Origin of the sequence: Sphingobacterium sp. UGAL515B_05, assembly GCF_033097525.1 — a bacterium.
Classification (GTDB): domain Bacteria; phylum Bacteroidota; class Bacteroidia; order Sphingobacteriales; family Sphingobacteriaceae; genus Sphingobacterium.
The window spans coordinates 1,541,784-1,562,823 of record NZ_CP109907.1 but is presented as its reverse complement, the minus strand read 5'-3'; the positions used below and the strand labels follow the sequence as shown (position 1 = coordinate 1,562,823).

Genomic DNA, 21,040 nt, shown 5'->3' with positions numbered 1-21,040 from the left:
GGAATAAACTTTATTTATCGATGAAAAGGAATTTTAAAATGAGCTGGGCATTTAATGCTATTTTAGGAGCTTTTTTGCTAAGTATGGGGAGTTGTAAAGAAGAAGAATTGGTGTTTCCACAGCAAGTAGAACAGGGGATAGTGGAGACCAAAACGAGACCGACAGCAAGACCGACAAATTTGACTTATCAGGCTTTCTTTAATCAGAAGTTAGAACTCTATTGGCCCGTTTTGTCAGATCGTGTAGCCAAAGCAGAGATTCGTTATACAGAGGGGGCTGAGGAGAAAGTGATTACGGTGAACAAATTTGATGAGCCGACAAAGATCAGTTTCAAAGAATATAAGGATTATACGGTTACAGTTCGATATTTCACTTCGGACGGAACAGCGTCAAAATTGAGTACAGGTTCATTGAAACCTGGGCCTTATGAAGCGGCCTATAAGCTGACCGGGCTTACTTTGGAACCCGTCCCGGGTGGAATAAAGTTTTCATTCCCAAAAACTTCCGATCGGGCCATTGCAACAAAAATTAGCTATGAACTTGAAGGGAAAGAGATCGTTCGAACGTTTGATTCGAATAAAGAGACTGAAATCATTATCTCGAATCTGACAGACGAAACCAAGGAAGTCGCCTTCAAGATCTTATCTATGGATGAAGAATTGAAAGTGGCAGTTGTGGACGAGCGGAAGCAAGCGCCTGGTATATTGGCTTATAAAGGAATACTAAAAACAATGATTGCCTTTATGGACGGGAATAATGGAGGGCTTGAATGGACAAATACAGGTAAAGATCCAGCTACCATTATCGTGAATTACCAATTGAATGGCAAAGCGAAAACGGTACGGATAGATAACAGCACAGATGTTGAAAAAAGATTATTATTCGACCTTGAGGGTAAGCCTACAGCGTTTACTTTTACAATAGAGACAGACGGTCTGACCTCGCCCGTGCAAAATGCTGAGGTAAAGGCACCCACATTGTTGAGTAGGTCGAACTGGTCTGCAGAGGTATCTTCGACCGAATCCAATGAAGGGGCCGCAAATGGAAAAGCGAGCTCGTTGATTGATGGCGATATTGGAACATATTGGCATTCGACCTGGTCTTCGTCAAATAATCCAGTCTACCCGCATTGGTTTATAGTTGATTTTGGGAAAGTGGAAAATTTTGCGCAGTTTGGAATGATACGGAGACATAATAATAGTACGGGCGGTTTTAAAACATTCAATATTGAAACGTCATTGGACAAAACGAATTGGAAGACGGTCGGAAAAGACCTCGATTTTAATTCGGCTATTACTCCGGCTGCGTGGCAGGATTATAATGTATCGATGGTCAAAGCCAGGTATGTCCGCATAACCATGACGGCGCCAATGCGTGCTGGTACGACATCAACGCATTTGGCGGAATTTAGAGCAGCGGGATATGCCCCGATAGTGCTTAAATAATCCGTTTTTAAATTTAACAAAGGAAAGACAGCCCGGCTTAATCCAGATGCCAGGAGAAGATGTCCGGTTTTGAAATCCCCCAGCGAGCAAGCGGCTTTCTGGGGGATTTTTTGCAGCCTTTCATGGAGTAACAAAAGGATTAATACTAATCTAATAAGCATGTCGATAGCACTACGGTGTCCTTAGATAATGGCAATTATTTTTGCGATTTCTCTGGACGTTCAATTCCTGGACTATCGAAGAGACGACAGTAGTAAATAAGTTTACTTGTACTGGTTACTCCTTGAATAGTAATACAGAATCCTTTCACTTTACTGTTATTGGAAAATTTGATCTGCTTGGATGCTGCGGTACTGTCTATTGACAAAAATGGATCCCAATAGAGTGTCATTCGATTATCCTCTTGCATTAGTTCCTTGTCAGCTTCATTAGAATAGTCGCATTTTGTAAACTGCTTGATAGGCATATAACCCAATAGGTCTGTTCATCCACATATTTACCAAAATCTCGATCTTTTTCTGATGGTGCCAGCTCAAAAATTATGACTGCTGCGACCCCGTTAGCAGGTGCCTTCCATCTTCGAGTAGGTAGGCTTTAAACCAGACCGTGTCGGCAGGAATATAATAATCCCTGTCGGTGTGAATAGAAATGCTTTGGTTTTGCGCGTTTAAGTATAACGCTGCGAATAAAGCAATGATGGTGAGTAAAATAGGACGCATTGTGCTCAGATTTTAGATTACTGGCTTTTCTTCATAGCGCTTTTTATATGCTGATTGCATTTTATTTGAAGCCAAATTTTCGAGGGAAATACGTTAAAGATAACATAAAATATTGCGTTAAATTATTGCGATAGCCCTGTGTAAATTCGGTAAGTCCATTATTGATATACAATCCTTTATTCTCCTTGAGTAAATCATAGGCGGATAATTTTAGTTCTAGGTTATTGCCCGGGAGTAAACGATATGTTGTATTCATGTTCCAGATGAACGCATGATCTTTGTAATTGTTAGCGGACGATAACCGACTTGTACCGTTACTATTTAGCTGCCAGCGTTTCGATAATGAATAGCTCATACTTACTCCCGAAGTCCAATAATTGGATATATAGTCATTGTTTTTTTCAGATAGTTTATTGTGCCGCGCATAACGGTTCAAGCCGTTGATCCAGCCAATTTGATAACGATCCAGAATGGTATAATAGCTTTTTAAGCTGATATTTTGGCTATTTGTGCCCATTTCTTGTTTTATGGCATCGATAAATTGAATTTTATTTCCCCAGTTGAGGCTAACATCGAATTGAAAATTCAATGCTTGTGTTTTGCTGAGGGGATAGTTTTTATTTAAATAGCCATTAACAGCTAATAAGGGCATTGGAGTAGCAATCTGAACAAGATATCTTTGTTGCTGCCCTTCTTTAAATAAAATGCTGTCTGTCAGTCCCTGTCTATACTGCGTATAACTCAGGCTTATGTTGCCCGAATAGCCATTTTGACGTTGTTCATTAAAGCTTGTCATAAAGGTTGCTTTAGCACGCTGTGTTTTTTTAAGTTGTGTTGCGCCAAAAAAGCGGTAAGCGACATTGCTGTTATCATAAATGGGCCTAAGCTGGTCTAGGTTTGGATATTCTTCATCATAATTTAAAGTTAAGGAGCTGTTTATGTTGTATTGGCTGATTTTGCTATAATATCGACTTAGGCGAACCTGCGGCAAAAATGTCGTGAAAGTTTGTTCCAGGTTGCGATAATCGAGTGTTGAGCGATTCTCTGCTTTATAGAAACGTAGCCCGGATCCTAATGTCAGACTCATAAAGGAGCTACTTCTTCCTTGTAGATAGTGACTTTTTAGACGAAAGGATTTTTCAAGATTTGGCTCGTATTGAAGCTGATTGAACCTGCTCAGGTGAGTTAAATCCAGGTTGACCTGCGATTGGTCTGCTACTAAATTTACAACATTGTCATTGGTGGTCGTATGATAGAAACTGAGATTATTTGCAAAGGTCCAATCAAGATATCGAACATTTAGGTTAATATTTTGGCTAAATTCTTTGAGTGATTTGTCGTAGGTTCGATGATCTTGTCTATTTAGTTCCTGTTTATCGGCGTTCATATAGGCACTCCGCATTTCATTGAATTGTTGTGTTTCGGAGACTGATCCGCTCCATTTCAATTTATAGCTCAGGAGCTCACCAAATGAATTGCGGTTCTTGGTACGCACACTCATCGAAGGACTTGAATTGACATCATATAGATCGATGTTGGTATTATAAGATAATCTATTTTTACGGTATTCACCATTATTTTGAACTGTATTTTGTGCATGTTCGTTGGTGTAATTGTATTCGTTGCGGATGAACGAATTGTCTAAGTTGGAGCTGTGCTCAAAATCGGCATCTGCTGTTAGGTTCGTAAATCGATTGCTGACTTTTCCGCCTGTATTGGTATAATTTAGGGCGGCTACGAGGTTTCTCCTTTTGTTGTGACTTTCGTTATCGTTCGTACGCTGATTATTAACAGCATTGTCATCGGAAAGAAGAGAGGTCGTTGAATGGTCTTTATTGACTGTATTGTCCCAGCGGCTCAACACGTTGCTTGTCAATAGGTGTTTTCTATTGACTTGGTTGGTTCCTACAATATCATACTGATACCGACCACTAAGCACATGTTGATTGCTGATCCCTGTACTTAAAAAATCTGAATCAAAATCCGCGTTGATACCGACGCCTTTGAAGCTGGTATTTTTTAATAAATGATCCGTGCTTTGCAGGTATTTATTGCTGTTATTCCCAGAATAGGCGAGTGTATATTGCGATTTACCGGTTGACAAGTTAAAGTTCGCATGTTGTTGGTAACGTTTACTTGTGCCCCTACCGTAAGATAGACTTCCGAAGTACATTTTTTCCTTCCCCTTTTTTAATGTCACATTCATTTCAAGTTCCACATTAAGCGGGTTTTCTTTCTTTTCCTTTTCATTACGCTTATCGTAGATCTGCAGCTTTTGGACGGCATCTTTGGCGAGATTCTGTAATACGATCGCTTTACTGGATCCAAAAAATTCCTTGCCATTGACCAGTATATTTGGAATCTCTTTTCCATTGTAGGTCAAACTGCCGTCTCCCCACACCACAATGCCAGGGAGTTTACGCAATAGATCTTCTACCACGGCGTTGCTGTCCAGTTTAAAAGCATCAGCGTTAAATTCCAAGGTATCTCCGTTCATTCGAACAGGAGGGAGTACTTCTACTTCCTCGAGTTCGTTCTCCACAAAATCCATGTGGATTTTTCCAAAATTTTTGGATTCATCTTTCTTTAGGATAAATTCCCGTAATGCTTTCTTAAAACCCTGATAGCGTAACTCCAATAAGTAGGTTTTATTGAAGCCTAGATCGTTAATTGTAAATTTTCCATAGGTATCGGTCAGTGTAATCTTGTCGACGGATTTATTGCCTTTCTCATAAACGGATACGGTAGCGGACCGTAGGACATTGTTATGTGCTGTATCAATTGCAATACCTTCGATTTTGGTTTGAGCAAAGCCGGATATGTTTAATAGTATAAAAAGGGCGAGCAGTAGTAAAGTTTGAAAAGATGCTTTGGTCATGGATCTTATTTAAGTTTGAATAGGACAAACACAGGGTTGTTGGATTTTTCCAGGGCTTTGAGCCGTTCGCTGATGGGATGGAATTCTTCCTTTGATTTACTGATGGCAATACGGATGTCACTTGGTGAAAGGAACGAGAAGAGGTATTCGCCATTGCTACTTAGGAGATATTCGCTCATAAATTTGAGGTAGTCGTTGCTTTTGTCGGGGAGAATATTTGTTAGTCCGATTATGTTTTTATTGGTCGGATTTAGGGCAATCCAAAAACTATCTGATTTTTTGAGTTCCATGATGAGGTAGTTTTTATAATTAACAACTTTGTCCAATGTCCGGATTTCCTCGCGATGCGCATTGTAATAATGCATGTAATTTGTATAATCTTTTACTTTTCGGAGTTCATCTAGGTTGACTGTATTCTTTAATGGAAAGACAAATTGGTAGATTTTGGAAACTCCGCTGCTATCCAGTTCGAATAATTTGGTTGTATAATCAAAGCTTGCATAGGCTTTATTATTGATGTTTGGACTTAAAGGCTGATGTATGCCATAAGAGATCAGTACGGAGTCCAGTTTTTCATATTTTACAATAACGCTGTCTCCGAGTTTTAGCGCGTCGGTTGTTTTAATTTTGGGATCACCTAAGTCTGGGGAATAATATGTCCACTTTTTAGTAGCGATTTGTGTCGCATAGTCCCACTTGTTGTTGCTGTTACTGATGGTATCAATAAAATTTCCATTGAGGTCATAGCGAGCCTTGATGTACGCATGTGATAGCTCAAATCCATGTTCATTAAATTGAATATTGTGGAAGAGCATAGCCCATTTTTCTTTTTCTTCTTTTTGACCGATTACACTATTTATAATTTTCAACAGATTGCCGCGGATATCATAGAGGTAAAATTCACCTTTTGAATTTAATATTCCTATGCGATCTGCGTTGCAGTTCATTTCAACGACCTCGCTTAGGAGCTGATTCTTGGTTCCTTTTAGTGGAATATATTCAAGGTCAGTTAACAGCTCGGAAACTGTGCCACCTTGCGTTGTTTCGGGGATTATCCTAAGCTTTTCAGTTGGAATATCTTTTGCATAAATAAGATTTTGGCCTTTAACGTCTATTTTGCTCAAAATCGACAGCATGGCTAATAAGAGAATGATGGCCCTCATATTTCTTTAAGTTTATTGGTCAGGTTAAAATAAGTAATTAATTGATTATAAAAAATAGTGTTGAGGAAATCAATCGATTGTGTAAAAACAAAAAGAGATCATATTCTTTGAGAATCTGATTACCCAGCGTCTTTCGGCTATTCTTTGTTATTTCTAGGACGGTAGCTCAAAAACGGTTTGGTGGTGGTTAGGTCTTGATTCCATCCTGAGTTGGCCTTAAATAGACTTCGTTAGGGCTTAACTAGACCCTGCGACCGGAATGCATCTATTTTGATCGTATCCTGATTTGTAATTAACAGCAGTATAGCACCGATTTAACAGGGGGTTAATAGGGGTTGTACCCCTGCTAACCCCCTGCTAACCCCCTGTTATTCCCCTGTAATACCCCTGCTAATTATTAACAAAAATTGAACGAAAAGGATAATGGATCCAGTGCGAAGCCTGCCTCCATACGCTATAGGATGACCTGAGGTTCTCCGAAGGCCCAATCTGGCGGCCGGATCAGCCATTCCAGCCCTCCGATCACCTGTTTTACAAAAAGAATCTCGCACCGTTACAGGCAGTTAAGAACAAAATGAAATAAATAAGAACAAAAGGCTTGGAAGTTTGTTCCTAAACTCCCTATCTTTGCACCACTCCGCAAGGGAGGGACGGTTACCACGAAAGAGGGAACCATGAAAAAAGAAGGGTTTAAGAGAAGTCTGGCAGGATCTAAAATCCCGTTCAGTTTATTTTAAACGCGGAAATCGAAAAAAGAGGAAAGAAAAAAAACTTCAAAAAGTTTTTGGAAGTTCAGAAAAGATTTCTACCTTTGCAGTCCCAACGGAAACGAAGGGAAAAACAAAACGATAAAGAGTGGCGCAATGCCCATCGGAATAAAGCGGATACGGAAGTTGAAGCGACAGAGTTCTTTAAGAAAACACAATCATGTAAGCGTGACGAGTAGACAAACGAAAGTCATGAACAAATTCAAGTAATTCGTTCAATTCGATCCAAGATCAGAGATATAAAAAAGAATTCTGATTATTATAAATAGTTGGAATCAAAAACTTCATTTTACAATGGAGAGTTTGATCCTGGCTCAGGATGAACGCTAGCGGCAGGCCTAATACATGCAAGTCGGACGGGATCCATCGGAGAGCTTGCTCGAAGATGGTGAGAGTGGCGCACGGGTGCGTAACGCGTGAGCAACCTACCTCTATCAGGGGGATAGCCTCTCGAAAGAGAGATTAACACCGCATAACATCAACAGTTCGCATGTTCAGTTGATTAAATATTTATAGGATAGAGATGGGCTCGCGTGACATTAGCTAGTTGGTAGGGTAACGGCTTACCAAGGCGACGATGTCTAGGGGCTCTGAGAGGAGAATCCCCCACACTGGTACTGAGACACGGACCAGACTCCTACGGGAGGCAGCAGTAAGGAATATTGGTCAATGGGCGGAAGCCTGAACCAGCCATGCCGCGTGCAGGATGACTGCCCTATGGGTTGTAAACTGCTTTTGTCCAGGAATAAACCTAGATACGTGTATCTAGCTGAATGTACTGGAAGAATAAGGATCGGCTAACTCCGTGCCAGCAGCCGCGGTAATACGGAGGATCCGAGCGTTATCCGGATTTATTGGGTTTAAAGGGTGCGTAGGCGGCCTATTAAGTCAGGGGTGAAATACGGTGGCTCAACCATCGCAGTGCCTTTGATACTGATGGGCTTGAATCCATTTGAAGTGGGCGGAATAAGACAAGTAGCGGTGAAATGCATAGATATGTCTTAGAACTCCGATTGCGAAGGCAGCTCACTAAGCTGGTATTGACGCTGATGCACGAAAGCGTGGGGATCGAACAGGATTAGATACCCTGGTAGTCCACGCCCTAAACGATGATAACTCGATGTTGGCGATAGACAGCCAGCGTCCAAGCGAAAGCGTTAAGTTATCCACCTGGGGAGTACGCCCGCAAGGGTGAAACTCAAAGGAATTGACGGGGGCCCGCACAAGCGGAGGAGCATGTGGTTTAATTCGATGATACGCGAGGAACCTTACCCGGGCTTGAAAGTTAGTGAAGAGTGCAGAGACGCACTCGTCCTTCGGGACACGAAACTAGGTGCTGCATGGCTGTCGTCAGCTCGTGCCGTGAGGTGTTGGGTTAAGTCCCGCAACGAGCGCAACCCCTATGTTTAGTTGCCAGCATGTAGTGGTGGGGACTCTAAACAGACTGCCTGTGCAAACAGAGAGGAAGGTGGGGACGACGTCAAGTCATCATGGCCCTTACGTCCGGGGCTACACACGTGCTACAATGGATGGTACAGCGGGCAGCTACATAGCAATATGATGCTAATCTCTAAAAGCCATTCACAGTTCGGATTGGGGTCTGCAACTCGACCCCATGAAGTTGGATTCGCTAGTAATCGCGTATCAGCAATGACGCGGTGAATACGTTCCCGGGCCTTGTACACACCGCCCGTCAAGCCATGAAAGTTGGGGGTACCTAAAGCATGTTACCGCAAGGAGCGTGTTAGGGTAAAACCGATAATTGGGGCTAAGTCGTAACAAGGTAGCCGTACCGGAAGGTGCGGCTGGAATACCTCCTTTCTAGAGTATCGAAGATCGGTGCTCGTCGCGTTACATATGATTGCAGAAGAAAAAACATCAGAAGAAAGTGCCCGCCCCTAAGGGAGCAGGACCGAGAGAAAGAGATGAACAAGATAAGCTAGTCCCGTAGCTCAGTTGGTTAGAGCACTACACTGATAATGTAGGGGTCAGCAGTTCAAATCTGCTCGGGACTACGAAAACGTTTGGGGAATTAGCTCAGCTGGCTAGAGCACCTGCCTTGCACGCAGGGGGTCAACGGTTCGAATCCGTTATTCTCCACATCTCCGGGGAAGTATATAGCGATATACTTCATCTATACCGGAAAAAGAGTTCTTTGACATATTGAAAGAGAAAAAAAATTACAAGAGAAGACAACAGTATAGAGACAATACGTGTATGTGTTCGATGTAGAGAGGAGACCCTCGGTGAATGCCGAACGAATCTTTACGTAGCATACGGGTATATATATCAAAAGCAGCCGCATAGTAGCAAAAGGCTATGCCGGTGAAGAAAGTAAATAAGGGCACACGGGGGATGCCTAGGCTCTCAGAGGCGAAGAAGGACGTGATAAGCTGCGATAAGCTTTGGGGATTGGCAAATGCGACTTGATCCAGAGATTTCCGAATGGGGCAACCTGACTATTTGAAGAATAGTCGTATAAAACGCGAACGCGCTGAACTGAAACATCTAAGTAGGCGTAGGAGAAGAAAATAACAATGATTTCCCAAGTAGTGGCGAGCGAACGGGAAAGAGCCCAAACCGGTCATGTTACGGCATGACCGGGGTTGTAGGACCACGACATTGTACAGCGCTATGAACTGGAAGCAGGTGGGAAACTGCGCGACAAGGGTGAGAGCCCCGTACAGGTAAAGAATGTTGACATAGTGGTATCCTGAGTACCGCGGGACCGGAGAAATCCTGTGGGAATCCACCAGCACCATCTGGTAAGGCTAAATACTCCTGAGAGACCGATAGTGAACCAGTACCGTGAGGGAAAGGTGAAAAGAACCCCGAACAGGGGAGTGAAAAGAACCTGAAACCGTGTGCTTACAAGCGGTTGGAGCAGGCAGGTCCTGTGACAGCGTGCCTTTTGCATAATGAGCCTACGAGTTACTCTTGTCTGGCAAGGTTAAGTCCTTCAGGGACGCAGCCGAAGCGAAAGCGAGTCTTAATAGGGCGCATAGTCAGATGAGGTAGACGCGAAACCTTGTGATCTACCCTTGGGCAGGTTGAAGTTGCAGTAACATGTAATGGAGGACCGAACCGATAAACGTTGAAAAGTTTCCGGATGACCTGAGGGTAGGGGTGAAAGGCCAATCAAACTGGGAAATAGCTCGTACTCCCCGAAATGTTTTTAGGAACAGCGTCGGCGTAGAGTTTGATAGAGGTAGAGCTACCGATTGGGTGCGGGGGAGTCAAATCCTACCAAATCCAGACGAACTCCGAATGCTATCAAATATAGCCGGCAGTGAGGCTTTGGGTGCTAAGGTCCAAGGCCGAGAGGGAAAGAACCCAGACCATCAGCTAAGGTCCCCAAATTCGTTCTAAGTTGAACTAACGAGGTCCGGTTGCCCAGACAGCTAGGATGTTGGCTTGGAAGCAGCCATTCATTTAAAGAGTGCGTAACAGCTCACTAGTCGAGCGGCCGGGCGTGGATAATAAACGGGCATCAAGAACGGTACCGAAGCTATGGATTTGTACTGAAAGATGTACATCTGGTAGGGGAGCATTCCATCGCCGGAGAAGCAGTTTGGCAATGAACTGTGGAGGTTATGGAAAAGCAAATGTAGGCATAAGTAACGATAAGGCGGGTGAGAAACCCGCCCACCGAAAGACCAAGGTTTCCTGATCAACGTTAATCGGATCAGGGTCAGTCGGGACCTAAGGCGCACCCGAAGGGGGCAAGCCGATGGACAACTGGTTAATATTCCAGTACTCTTCATAACTGCGATGTGGTGACGGAGTAGTGACACTGCCGCGAACTGACGGAATAGTTCGTTGAAAGGCGTAGGTATAGGGACGGTAGGCAAATCCGCCGACCCTGCTGAAACCCAATAGTACAGCAAAGCTCCGGTGGCGCTGATAGAGCAGGTAAACAGACTTCCAAGAAAACCCGCTAAGCTTCAGGTTATGAAGACCCGTACCGCAAACCGACACAGGTGGTCGAGGAGAGAATCCTAAGGTGCTCGAGTGAGTCATGGCTAAGGAACTCGGCAAAATGGCCCTGTAACTTCGGGAGAAGGGGCGCTGTCTCGTAAGAGCAGCCGCAGTGAAAAGGCCCAGGCGACTGTTTAACAAAAACATATGGCTTTGCAAAATCGCAAGATGAAGTATAAGGCCTGACACCTGCCCGGTGCTGGAAGGTTAAGAGGGGATGTCATCGCAAGAGAAGCATTGAATCGAAGCCCCAGTAAACGGCGGCCGTAACTATAACGGTCCTAAGGTAGCGAAATTCCTTGTCGGGTAAGTTCCGACCTGCACGAATGGTGTAACGATCTGGGCGCTGTCTCAGCCATGAGCTCGGTGAAATTGTGGTATCGGTGAAGACGCCGATTACCCGCAACGGGACGGAAAGACCCCATGCACCTTCACTATAGCTTAACATTGAGATTGGGTACAGGATGTGTAGGATAGGCGGGAGATGTTGAAGTGGCTTCGCCAGGAGTCATGGAATCAACCTTGAAATACCGCCCTTTCTGTATTCGGTTTCTAACTCCCTTATGGGGAGGACATTGTTTGGTGGGTAGTTTGACTGGGGTGGTCGCCTCCAAAAAGGTAACGGAGGCTTTCAAAGGTAAGCTCAGTACGCTTGGTAACCGTACGTGGAGTGCAATGGCATAAGCTTGCTTGACTGTGAGACCGACAAGTCGAACAGGGTCGAAAGACGGACATAGTGATCCGGTGGTTCTGTATGGAAGGGCCATCGCTCAAAGGATAAAAGGTACGCTGGGGATAACAGGCTGATCTCCCCCAAGAGCTCATATCGACGGGGAGGTTTGGCACCTCGATGTCGGCTCGTCACATCCTGGGGCTGGAGAAGGTCCCAAGGGTTGGGCTGTTCGCCCATTAAAGTGGCACGCGAGCTGGGTTCAGAACGTCGCGAGACAGTTCGGTCCCTATCTGTTGTGGGCGTTGGAAGTTTGAGTGGATCTGACCTTAGTACGAGAGGACCGGGTTGGACAGACCTCTGGTGAACCTGTTATGCCGCCAGGTGTACGGCAGGGTAGCTACGTCTGGAATAGATAAGCGCTGAAAGCATCTAAGTGCGAAACTAGCCACGAGATGAGACTTCCTTATAGGGTCGTAGAAGATGACTACGTTGATAGGCCATAGGTGTAAAGGTTGAGAGACCAAAGCCAAGTGGTACTAATAGCCCGAAGCTTTCTCAAGCAGACAGACACTGTTGTCTTCCTCTTTAATTTTTGAAACAGACAGGAAACGAACCTCTTTCAATACATATGTCAGTTGGCATGAATCACATGATATGAATGTCATAGATCATCCAATAAAGATTTTTAGGTGCCTATATCGGCGGTGTCTACCTCTTCCCATTCCGAACAGAGCAGTCAAGCCCGCCAGAGCCGATGGTATTGCCGTAACAGGTGGGAGAGTAGGTCGGTGCCTTTTTTTACACGGAAGCCCTTGCTGGAAACAGTCAAGGGCTTCTTTCGTTTGGATACTTCCATGGCCATAACACTTCCGCCACTGACCATCACTGCATATCCTCTATATATTGTTTATCGCAGCACAGGACCGTCGGTGAGCCCGGTCCATCGGTAGCATTTCCGTAACTGCCCATCACTGCTTATCCGATACGAGCATATCCCTTTTTCATATTTTTAGGCCCTTAGCTTATATGAACTCTTCCCTTACAGTGGCGATAACATGAATTAGTCTCAGTACGCTACGTAAATAATTCTATTTTTTAGTGCTATATTTTTTAAAAGATATGCCCAAATTGTATTCGCATTTGGAGTATTATATAAAATTATGTTCATTTGTTTTTAATAGAGAAACATACCGTGAAAAACAAAGAGGGACAAAGTGATCAAGACTTATTGTTGGCAATGAAAGATAATAGCCGACACGCATTCGATTGTCTCTATCATCGCTATTGGAATAGATTACTGGATGCAGCGTATAGTAAGCTGGGAGATGCTGATGAGGCGCAGGAGCTGGTACAACAGTTATTTGTGGATCTATATCGAAACAGGGAGAGTGTTCAAGTGCGTACGACTTTGGAAGGATATCTTCTTGCCGCCCTAAAATATAAAGTCATTGACCGTTACCGGAAGATGATGCGTCAGACGGAAAAAATGGATACCTGGCAGTCTTTTACAAGTCAAGATGTCCCTTCTCCCGACGCCTTATTAGAAATTAAGGAAACAAATGAAAAGTTGGTTCGTATAATCAATACTTTGCCTGAAAAATGTAAGGAAGTATTCCATTTGAGCCGCTTTGAACATCAGTCTCACCAAGAGATTGCGCAGCAATTGAATATCTCCGAAAGCACTGTCAAGAAACACATCCATAAAGCATTGTTTATCTTACGAAAAGAGATGAAAACAGACTTTCTATTTTGTCTGTTGGCCACGATTTTTATCTCCAAATAAGCGTCGATCTCCTCAATACATCTATCGTCTAAGTTCTTTTAGCAGTCAATTGCAGGTTTTTAAAAGAAATATTCAAAAAAAATACTTTTTGAATAGAACCTTGGCCTCTTTCGTACGACTTATCTATAAACAGGCTAACCAAATGTACAACTATCAACGATTAAAAGAGCTTTTTGAGAAGTTTCTCTCAGGGAATCTAAATGCTTTAGAGCAGCATGAATTGGACCATTGGTACGCACAATCGGAAGATAAGGCGTTTTTCCAGGAAAATCCACAATATCATCAAGCAGATATTCGGGATAAATTGCTCGGTAGCATCCACGAGGAACTTGGAATTGGTGCTGCACACCGGAGTTTGTTAACGATCAGAAGTCGTATAGTTCATTATTGGATTGCTGCAAGTTTATTGGTTTTCTTTTTAGCTGGATTGGCTGTATACCATTGGTATGGGAAGATCGAAGCCGAAGGCCAACATCAGATAGCTGCAGAAACAGTAATGCCCGCAAGAGATCAGGCATTGATCCGTCTTGCTGATGGTCAAATAGTCGATCTTGATCGAATGAAACCAGGAACGATGTTACGGGTTGGTAATTGTAATGTGATAAAAAACCGGGATGGCCGGGTGGAGTATGTGGCGGCTAACAGCAATTTGAATCAAGCGGTCATCAATCAGATCGAAACGCCTAAAGGTGGTACAATTAACCTAAAATTGCCGGATGGTACAGAAGTTACCCTAAATGCGGGTTCCACGTTACGTTTCTCACAGGATTTGGCCAGTCAGGAAATCCGTCGGGTAGAGTTGATCGGAGAGGGGCTTTTTCATGTATCTAAATTGATGGAAAATGGGCATAAGAAACGATTTATCGTCCATACCGTTGAGCAGGATGTGGAGGTATTGGGCACTATTTTCAATATACAGGCTTATGCTGGAGAAATGCTGACCAAAACAGCGCTTGTGGAAGGCAGTGTTGTGGTAAAGTATCAGCGTGAGAATCGGACCGTCAAATTGAAGCCAGGATATCAGGCTATTTGGGATAGCAATAAAAAGGATGTCGATGTCGAACCTTTCGACAATACAATTCAACTCGACTGGATCCATGGCGATTTTGTCTTTGAGAACGAATCCTTGAAGAGCGTGCTCGATAAGGTCTCGCGCTGGTACAATGTGGATATAAAATATGAAAAGAGCTATCCCGATGTCACATTCTACGGTAGCGTCTCGCGTAAAAATAGTCTTGCCGATGTTTTGGAACTCTTGAAAAAAACTTCAAATATCACATTTCGCGTTACCATGAGCAGTCAAGGAGAGAAAACGCTGATTGTCGAATAGACGTAAGTACCTAATCTCATTATACCTAACTAACTATGAAAGAACAGTTACCTAATTTATGGACTGAAAGTCCATTAAGCCCCCCTGTTGGGCGAATGCTCAGAAAGGGCGCACTTGCAATGTACCTTATCGTTCCATCTTTTTTTCCTGGAATTAGCTTGGCCAGCGGACAGTCTATTACGCTACATCGGCAAGGTAAGCTATCGCAGATCTTAGAAGAGGTTAAAAAGCAGACTGGATACGACTATATCCTGACGGGAGAACTTGCCAAAAAGGCTGGATCTGTTGAGGTGGATCTCAACAAAGCAACGATAAAGGAAGCCCTCAACACAATTTTTGAAGGGCAGAACCTCGACTACCTGATGGAAGGAAAGTCGATTGTCGTGGTAGCCAAAAAGCCAACAGCTGCGCAGCAGCAAAGTGTAAGTGGTATCGTTGTCGATGCAAATGGTAAACCGCTGGCGGGTGCTACAATTCGTGTAAAAGAAAAGGCGACTATACAGACCAGTAGTGGGTCGCAGGGTGAGTTTCGGATTGCAGCAAAAAAAGGGGATATACTGATCGCTACTAGTATAGGATACCGTACTGTCGAACAAAAGGTTGAAGCAGGAAATGTATTAATTAGAATGACGGTCGCGGATAACGTGATTAATGATGTCGTCGTCGTAGGGTATGGTACAACAAAACGTAGTGATTTAACAGGTTCTGTAGCTTCTGTAAATCCTTCGGAAATAAAGAATGTACCCTTTACGAGTATTGATCAGGCTTTGTCTGGTAAGGCTGCTGGGGTACAGGTGGTACAATCGGATGGCTCGCCCGGTGCTGTAGCACGCATCAGAATCCGCGGGGGTGCCTCACTGTTGGGCACAAATGAACCCCTGTATATTATTGATGGCATACCTGTCAATGTGCAAAATCGCTATGTGTCGAGCAGTGCAGAAGTTGTTAATCCGATGGAAAGTTATTACGGCGATGATATGGGCAGTATGGTATCGGGATCTTTTAACAGGGGGCTCAATAGCTTGGCAGGCTTAAATATCAATGATATCGAAAGCATAGATATTCTTAAAGATGCTTCCGCGACCGCCATCTATGGGTCCAAGGCAGCGAATGGCGTAGTTATTATTACCACAAAAAGAGGCCTTGCAGAGAGTAAACCAATTTTGGACTTTAATTATTATACGGGGCTTACTTCTCCTTTTAAGGAAAAGATACTCAATGCAGATCAATACAAGATGATTATGAAGGAGGCAGCCCATAATCTCAATATAGCAAGGAGTAATATGGGGCTTCCGCCGAGCGCGACACCTACAGCCATTGAAAACGATCCTAAGTTTTTCGGAAATAACAATACGGATTGGCTAGGCTTGGTTTTACGGAAAGGGATCCTTCAGAATGCTGATTTATCGGTGCGTGGGGGGGGCATGAATACAAAGTATTATACTTCCTTAGCTTATAATAATCAACGGGGAACAATTATTGGCACAGACTTTAATCGGCTGTCGGGTAAAATAAATTTGGATGCAACGATTGCTCCGCGCTTTCGTATGAATACCAATGTTGATTATAGCTATACGACAAATCATATTACAAATGGAGCCTATACGCAGGCGCTGTTTGCACCGCCAACAGAGTCCCCTTACAATGCTGATGGTACTTTTTCCAACTTTGGCTTATTGCACGCGGCATACCAGGGCTATCAAAACCCTTTGGCAATGGCCTCGGGGATCAATCAGGGAAAGACGGGTATGCTGCTGGGCTCCTTAGCCGCAGAGTGGGATATCTTGCCCGAGCTGAAATGGCGCTCGGTGGGCTCAATCAATTATAGTACTTATAATCAATTGAATTATGTACCCAGCTATGTGATGATGAGTGGCTTTTATGGTGCTGGGGATTCAAACGGGGGGACAGGAAGTCAGGCTCATACCGAATCGATCAATACATTCATCGAAAACACATTAACCTGGGACAAACAATTTAATGAAGACCATCGTCTGAATGCATTGATTGGGACATCATGGGAAAATTATAAGATGAATTTTTTCTCGGCTTCCGGCGCTGGTTATCCGGATGATAATTTTCTGAACAATTTAAATTCCGCTGCGATTCCAGTAGCTGTTAAGGGGAGTAGCCCTGCACAAACGAATGCGTTGTTATCGTTCTATTTGCGTGCTAATTATACGTGGAAAGACCGTTATCTCTTTACATTCACAGGTCGTTCTGATCGTTCATCCAAATTTGCTCCTGCAAATCAGACGGGCTATTTTCCTTCAGGTGCTGTAGCATGGAAAATTTCGGAAGAGGAATTTTTGAAAAGTGTCCCTTGGATAGACGAGCTGAAAATTCGCGTCAGCGCAGGTAAAACGGGTACACAGAATATTGGAAGTAATCTTTATAGAACCTTATACTCGCCAGTAAGTTATGCCGGTAAAAATGCATTTATTCCGACACAGTTGGGTAATGACAAAATTAAGTGGGAGGCGACCACTCAGAAAGATGCCGGTCTGGATTATGCGTTCTTCAAAGGAAGATTAAGGGGATCCATCGGATATTATGAAAAGATTACGGACGGTTTATTGCTCAATATTACAACCGCGCCTAGCTCTGCCTATTCGAATGTGGTGCTTAATATTGCTAAAATTCGTAATCGGGGGCTAGAGTTTGATATTCGGGGTGACTTGATTAGAAAACAAGATTTCAATTGGAATTTGGCCCTCAATATTTCGAAGAATAGGAATAAGGTCTTAAATATCAATGGTGGACCGTTTTCGAATCCCAATGATCGTGATGGATTAAATCTAGGGACAAGTATTGTTAAGGAAGGCGAATCGTTAGGTTTGTTATATGGTTATGTAACCGATGGCCTGATCCGAACTGCGGATGAGCTTAAGGCTTATAAAGAAAGTTTTCCTTTCCTAGAGTACATGGAATATTACATTGGAGTGGGGGATATGAAATATAAATTAGACCCCAATGGCATCGGGGAAGGTGAACCTTTTTACAAACAGGATATTATAGGTAATGCAACGCCGGATTTTTTTGGCGGTATCACCAACACACTCAATTATAAAAACTTCGGACTGACCACACTATTTACATTTTCTTATGGTAATGATTTGATCTATCAGTCGGATATTGCTAATGGCTCCGCCGATAATTTGGCAAATCGAGGTGTGAGCGTATTGGGAAGATACAATGAGAATAATACTACGGCGACAAGACCAAGACTGCTTTACGGTACGGCACAGTTTAGACCATTAGCAGATGTCAATGTGTTCGATGCATCCTATCTCAAACTTAAGTCTATTACCTTGTCTTATAATTTTGGAAAATCTTTGCTGAATGGATTAAAGTTGAGAAGTGGCTCGGCCTATGTCTCGGCTACAAATCTCTTTACAATTACGCATTATCCGGGAATGGATCCCGAGGTTTCTGATGATCCTACGTCAGTCATTGGTGGTGGGCGCGATATTTCTGCCTACCCAGCGAATAGGATGTTTTCCTTTGGACTACGATTTGGTTTTTAAAACATAAAGCTGATTTAAGAAAATAAATTAAACGAATGAAAAAGAGCTTTCTACTATATTTCCTGTTAGCAGCATTAATAGGAATGAATACATCCTGTGACAAGACGCTAAATGCGTTACCGACACAGGAAAAAGTTGACGACAATGTCATTGTGGATCAAAAGAGTGCAGAAATTGCATTAAATGGGGTGTATTATTTATTTGTCAATGTAACTGAAAACAGGACAACTGGTCTACCTGGGACTACCTGGGCACCGTCGCATGAAATACTTCCGGCACAGTTCGCAGGTCTCATTGAAAATTATCAGGGTCCTAGTCGTCCTGAAATGCATACGATGACCGCAAAGGATAATGGCGAAGTTCTGCCGATATGGAGCGGAAATTATAAACTTGCGAATGCTGCCAACGGTGTGATAGCGGGCCTTGAAGCATTGAGTGAAGAGAAATTTAGCGGAAGCAGACGTACGGAGATACTTGGAGAAACCCGGTTTTTACGAGCCTATGCCAATTTTAAGTTATTAGCGTACTATGGCGAATTTTTTGACAGCAGCAGCAAATTCGGGGTCATGATACGTACAAAACCTGTTACGGTATCGACTATAGCTACTGTTCGTAAAAATGTTGCCGATAGTTACGCGTTTATCCTGGACGATATTGATTACGCAATAGCAAATGCGCCAGAGAATAATCCAAACTACTATGCAACCAAATGGGCTGCCATGCTGCTGAAAATGAGGGTCCTGATGTTACGACAAGCTCCCGCTGATTATACTGCCGTCATTACATTGGCGAACCAACTCATTGAACAATCCCCATATGCCCTTGAAGCCCATGTTGAGGACCTTTTTTCTACAAAAGGGTTGGCTAGTAAAGAGGTGATTCTTGGTACAAAGGCTTTTGCTAACCAAATTGCAGAAATGGAAAAGTACTATTTCCGCGCTAATTTTAATTATAATGCAACACCATTTTTATTAGACCTCTTGAAGAATGATCCAAGGGCCAACTGGATGATTGGCACAGTAGCCAAACGTCAGGTTTTTAAGAAACATTCCGGCGGACAAGCGGAAGCTAAGTTTGTATTTCGTTTGACCGAAGCTTATTTACTGAAGGCTGAGGCTCTTGCCAAATCGAATGGCAGCTTGACAGAAGTCCGGGACCTACTTAAAGTGGTCAGATCGAAGGCTGGCATTACGGATTTTACAGTATTAAATGCAATGAATACGCGAGAGCAGTTGACTACGGAAGTTTTTAGAGAACTCATGCGAAGTCTCGTTGCAGAGGACGGTTCGGACTGGATGGCCTTGTTACGTTTACCTTTTGATACGATTAAACAACTGAATGGTAATATGAAAGAGAGATGGCAGTATATCCTACCTGTACCTTATTCAGAATATGAAAAAAATCCAACGTTTGAAGATCAAAATCCTGGGTATGGGTGGTAAAAGTTAGTGGACTTGTAAAATTAGCGCAACATACAAATAAAGAAATAATCAAATGAAACATATACTAAAAATAGCCGCCCTTATGGTAGTTCCTATGATGGGAATGGCACAGAAAAATTTTGTTCTCGATGGTGAACTTAAAACCGGGACAACCGAAAAGCTTTACCTTTTTTATATGGATGGTCAAGGTAAACAAGTAACTGATAGTGCCTCAGTTCTCAAAAACCATTTTCAATTTAAAGGCACGTTGACGGAGCCTACCCTGGTATTTTTGACCCGATCGCCACATCCCGAGCGCGCAGCTGAGAGTGATTATACACAAATGTACCTGGAACCGACCAAAATGAAATTGGAGTTTCAAGATGATAATCTAAAAAACTATACGCTGAGAGGATCAAAATTGGATGCTGAGTACAAGCAGCTGGAACTCGAAAAGTCAGCTATCAGAAAAGGAATGGAGCCCATTAGTCAGGCTTATGCTGCGAAAAATAAGGAGTATAGTCGTGCTGAGCGAGAACTAGAAGCTTTAGAAAAGAAAGTAAAGCTACTTAGTGAAGAGGCTGCCAGCATCAAGAATCAATTTGAACCTTTTAATGAAAGAGCGGCCCAGATTGATATGACCTTTATTAAAAACCATCCACAGTCCTTTTTAAGTCCTTATTTGCTGATGTTCAGGATGAACAACCTATCGTTGGAAGAAACGGAAAAGTTGTTTGCTGGTTTTTCCAAAGAAGTGCAAAATAGTCGTTTTGGAAAAGACATTTCGGAAAAACTAGCGGAAAGCCGAAGTGGTGCTGTTGGCAAGACTGCTCCCGTATTTAGCACGACAGATATCGAGGGCAAGGCCCTAAGTTTGTCGGATTTCAGAGGTAAGTATGTTTTACTGGATTTCTGGGCTAGCTGGTGTGTGCCCTGTCGCAAAGGGAATCCGCATCTTATTAAGTTGTATCAGCAATATAAAAGTAAAGGTTTTGAAATCATAGGGATTGCAGACGATGACAGCAAGCCTGAAAAGTGGCACAAGGCAGTTGAACAAGATGAGATTGGCATTTGGAAACATGTTTTGCGTGGGGCAAAATTTGATGGAACAAATTTTGATCTGAGCCAAGATGTAACGAAGGGGTATGGTGTCAGTTCGTTACCAACAAAAGTGTTAATAGACCCGCAAGGTGTTATTATCGGACGGTATGGTGGGGGCAATGGCGGTTCAGACGAGCAGTTGGATGCCAAGCTTGCGGAAGTACTTAAATAACAGCATATCCTGTAGGTAACGATGTCCTGCGGGATCACGGTTACTTTAGTAGGTCTATTGTGTAAAAGAAATAAGGGACTGTC

The 21,040-nt window shown here is 43.2% G+C and carries 10 protein-coding genes, 2 tRNA genes and 3 rRNA genes; 12 read left to right on the top strand and 3 right to left on the bottom strand.

Going from position 1 to position 21,040, the window contains the following annotated elements:
* The first annotated feature begins 20 nt into the window (after positions 1 to 20).
* The gene (locus OK025_RS06300; RefSeq protein WP_317668743.1) at positions 21 to 1,445 is read left to right on the top strand and encodes a discoidin domain-containing protein; all 1,425 of its coding nucleotides are present in this window, start codon (positions 21 to 23) and stop codon (positions 1,443 to 1,445) included.
* 196 nt (positions 1,446 to 1,641) lie between these two features.
* On the opposite strand, the gene OK025_RS06295 is transcribed toward OK025_RS06300, so the two are convergent.
* The 3 genes from OK025_RS06295 to OK025_RS06285 form a co-directional block, all read right to left on the bottom strand.
* Positions 1,642 to 1,911 (bottom strand): hypothetical protein, encoded by a 270-nt coding sequence (locus tag OK025_RS06295; protein ID WP_317668742.1) that lies wholly within the window; start codon positions 1,909 to 1,911, stop codon positions 1,642 to 1,644.
* 314 nt (positions 1,912 to 2,225) lie between these two features.
* The gene (locus tag OK025_RS06290) at positions 2,226 to 5,042 is read right to left on the bottom strand and encodes a hypothetical protein (protein ID WP_317668741.1); all 2,817 of its coding nucleotides are present in this window, start codon (positions 5,040 to 5,042) and stop codon (positions 2,226 to 2,228) included.
* Positions 5,043 to 5,047: 5 nt separating this feature from the next.
* Positions 5,048 to 6,205, bottom strand: coding sequence for a 6-bladed beta-propeller (locus OK025_RS06285; protein WP_317668740.1), 1,158 nt, complete (start codon positions 6,203 to 6,205; stop codon positions 5,048 to 5,050).
* Positions 6,206 to 6,989: 784 nt separating this feature from the next.
* On the opposite strand from OK025_RS06285, the gene OK025_RS06280 reads away from it, so the two are divergent.
* The 11 genes from OK025_RS06280 to OK025_RS06230 all read left to right on the top strand — a co-directional run bounded on the left by OK025_RS06280 (position 6,990) and on the right by OK025_RS06230 (position 20,957).
* The gene (locus OK025_RS06280) at positions 6,990 to 7,151 is read left to right on the top strand and encodes a hypothetical protein (protein WP_317667786.1); all 162 of its coding nucleotides are present in this window, start codon (positions 6,990 to 6,992) and stop codon (positions 7,149 to 7,151) included.
* A 112-nt stretch (positions 7,152 to 7,263) separates the two neighbouring features.
* A 16S ribosomal RNA gene (locus OK025_RS06275) occupies positions 7,264 to 8,793 on the top strand.
* A gap of 120 nt (positions 8,794 to 8,913) precedes the next feature.
* Positions 8,914 to 8,987, top strand: a tRNA-Ile gene (locus tag OK025_RS06270).
* 11 nt (positions 8,988 to 8,998) lie between these two features.
* Positions 8,999 to 9,072 (top strand) — tRNA-Ala (locus tag OK025_RS06265).
* 228 nt (positions 9,073 to 9,300) lie between these two features.
* Positions 9,301 to 12,182 (top strand): 23S ribosomal RNA (locus OK025_RS06260).
* Positions 12,183 to 12,308: 126 nt separating this feature from the next.
* Positions 12,309 to 12,420 (top strand): 5S ribosomal RNA (gene rrf, locus OK025_RS06255).
* The 16S, 23S and 5S rRNA genes sit together here with 2 tRNA genes alongside, the layout of an rRNA operon.
* Before the next feature lie 395 nt (positions 12,421 to 12,815).
* Entirely contained in the window at positions 12,816 to 13,406 is a 591-nt protein-coding gene (locus tag OK025_RS06250) for an RNA polymerase sigma-70 factor (protein WP_317668739.1), read from the top strand.
* A 142-nt stretch (positions 13,407 to 13,548) separates the two neighbouring features.
* Positions 13,549 to 14,736 carry a FecR family protein gene (locus tag OK025_RS06245; RefSeq protein WP_317668738.1) on the top strand — a complete coding sequence of 396 codons (1,188 nt, stop codon included), beginning with the start codon at positions 13,549 to 13,551 and terminating at the stop codon, positions 14,734 to 14,736.
* Between the two features lie 35 nt (positions 14,737 to 14,771).
* Complete coding sequence (locus OK025_RS06240) at positions 14,772 to 18,263, top strand: TonB-dependent receptor (protein WP_317668737.1); 3,492 nt, start codon at positions 14,772 to 14,774, stop codon at positions 18,261 to 18,263.
* Positions 18,264 to 18,298: 35 nt separating this feature from the next.
* Positions 18,299 to 19,705, top strand: coding sequence for a RagB/SusD family nutrient uptake outer membrane protein (locus tag OK025_RS06235; protein ID WP_317668736.1), 1,407 nt, complete (start codon positions 18,299 to 18,301; stop codon positions 19,703 to 19,705).
* 52 nt (positions 19,706 to 19,757) lie between these two features.
* A complete protein-coding gene (locus OK025_RS06230) occupies positions 19,758 to 20,957 on the top strand; it encodes a redoxin domain-containing protein (RefSeq protein ID WP_317668735.1) in 1,200 nt (399 codons plus the stop codon).
* Positions 20,958 to 21,040 lie beyond the last annotated feature (83 nt).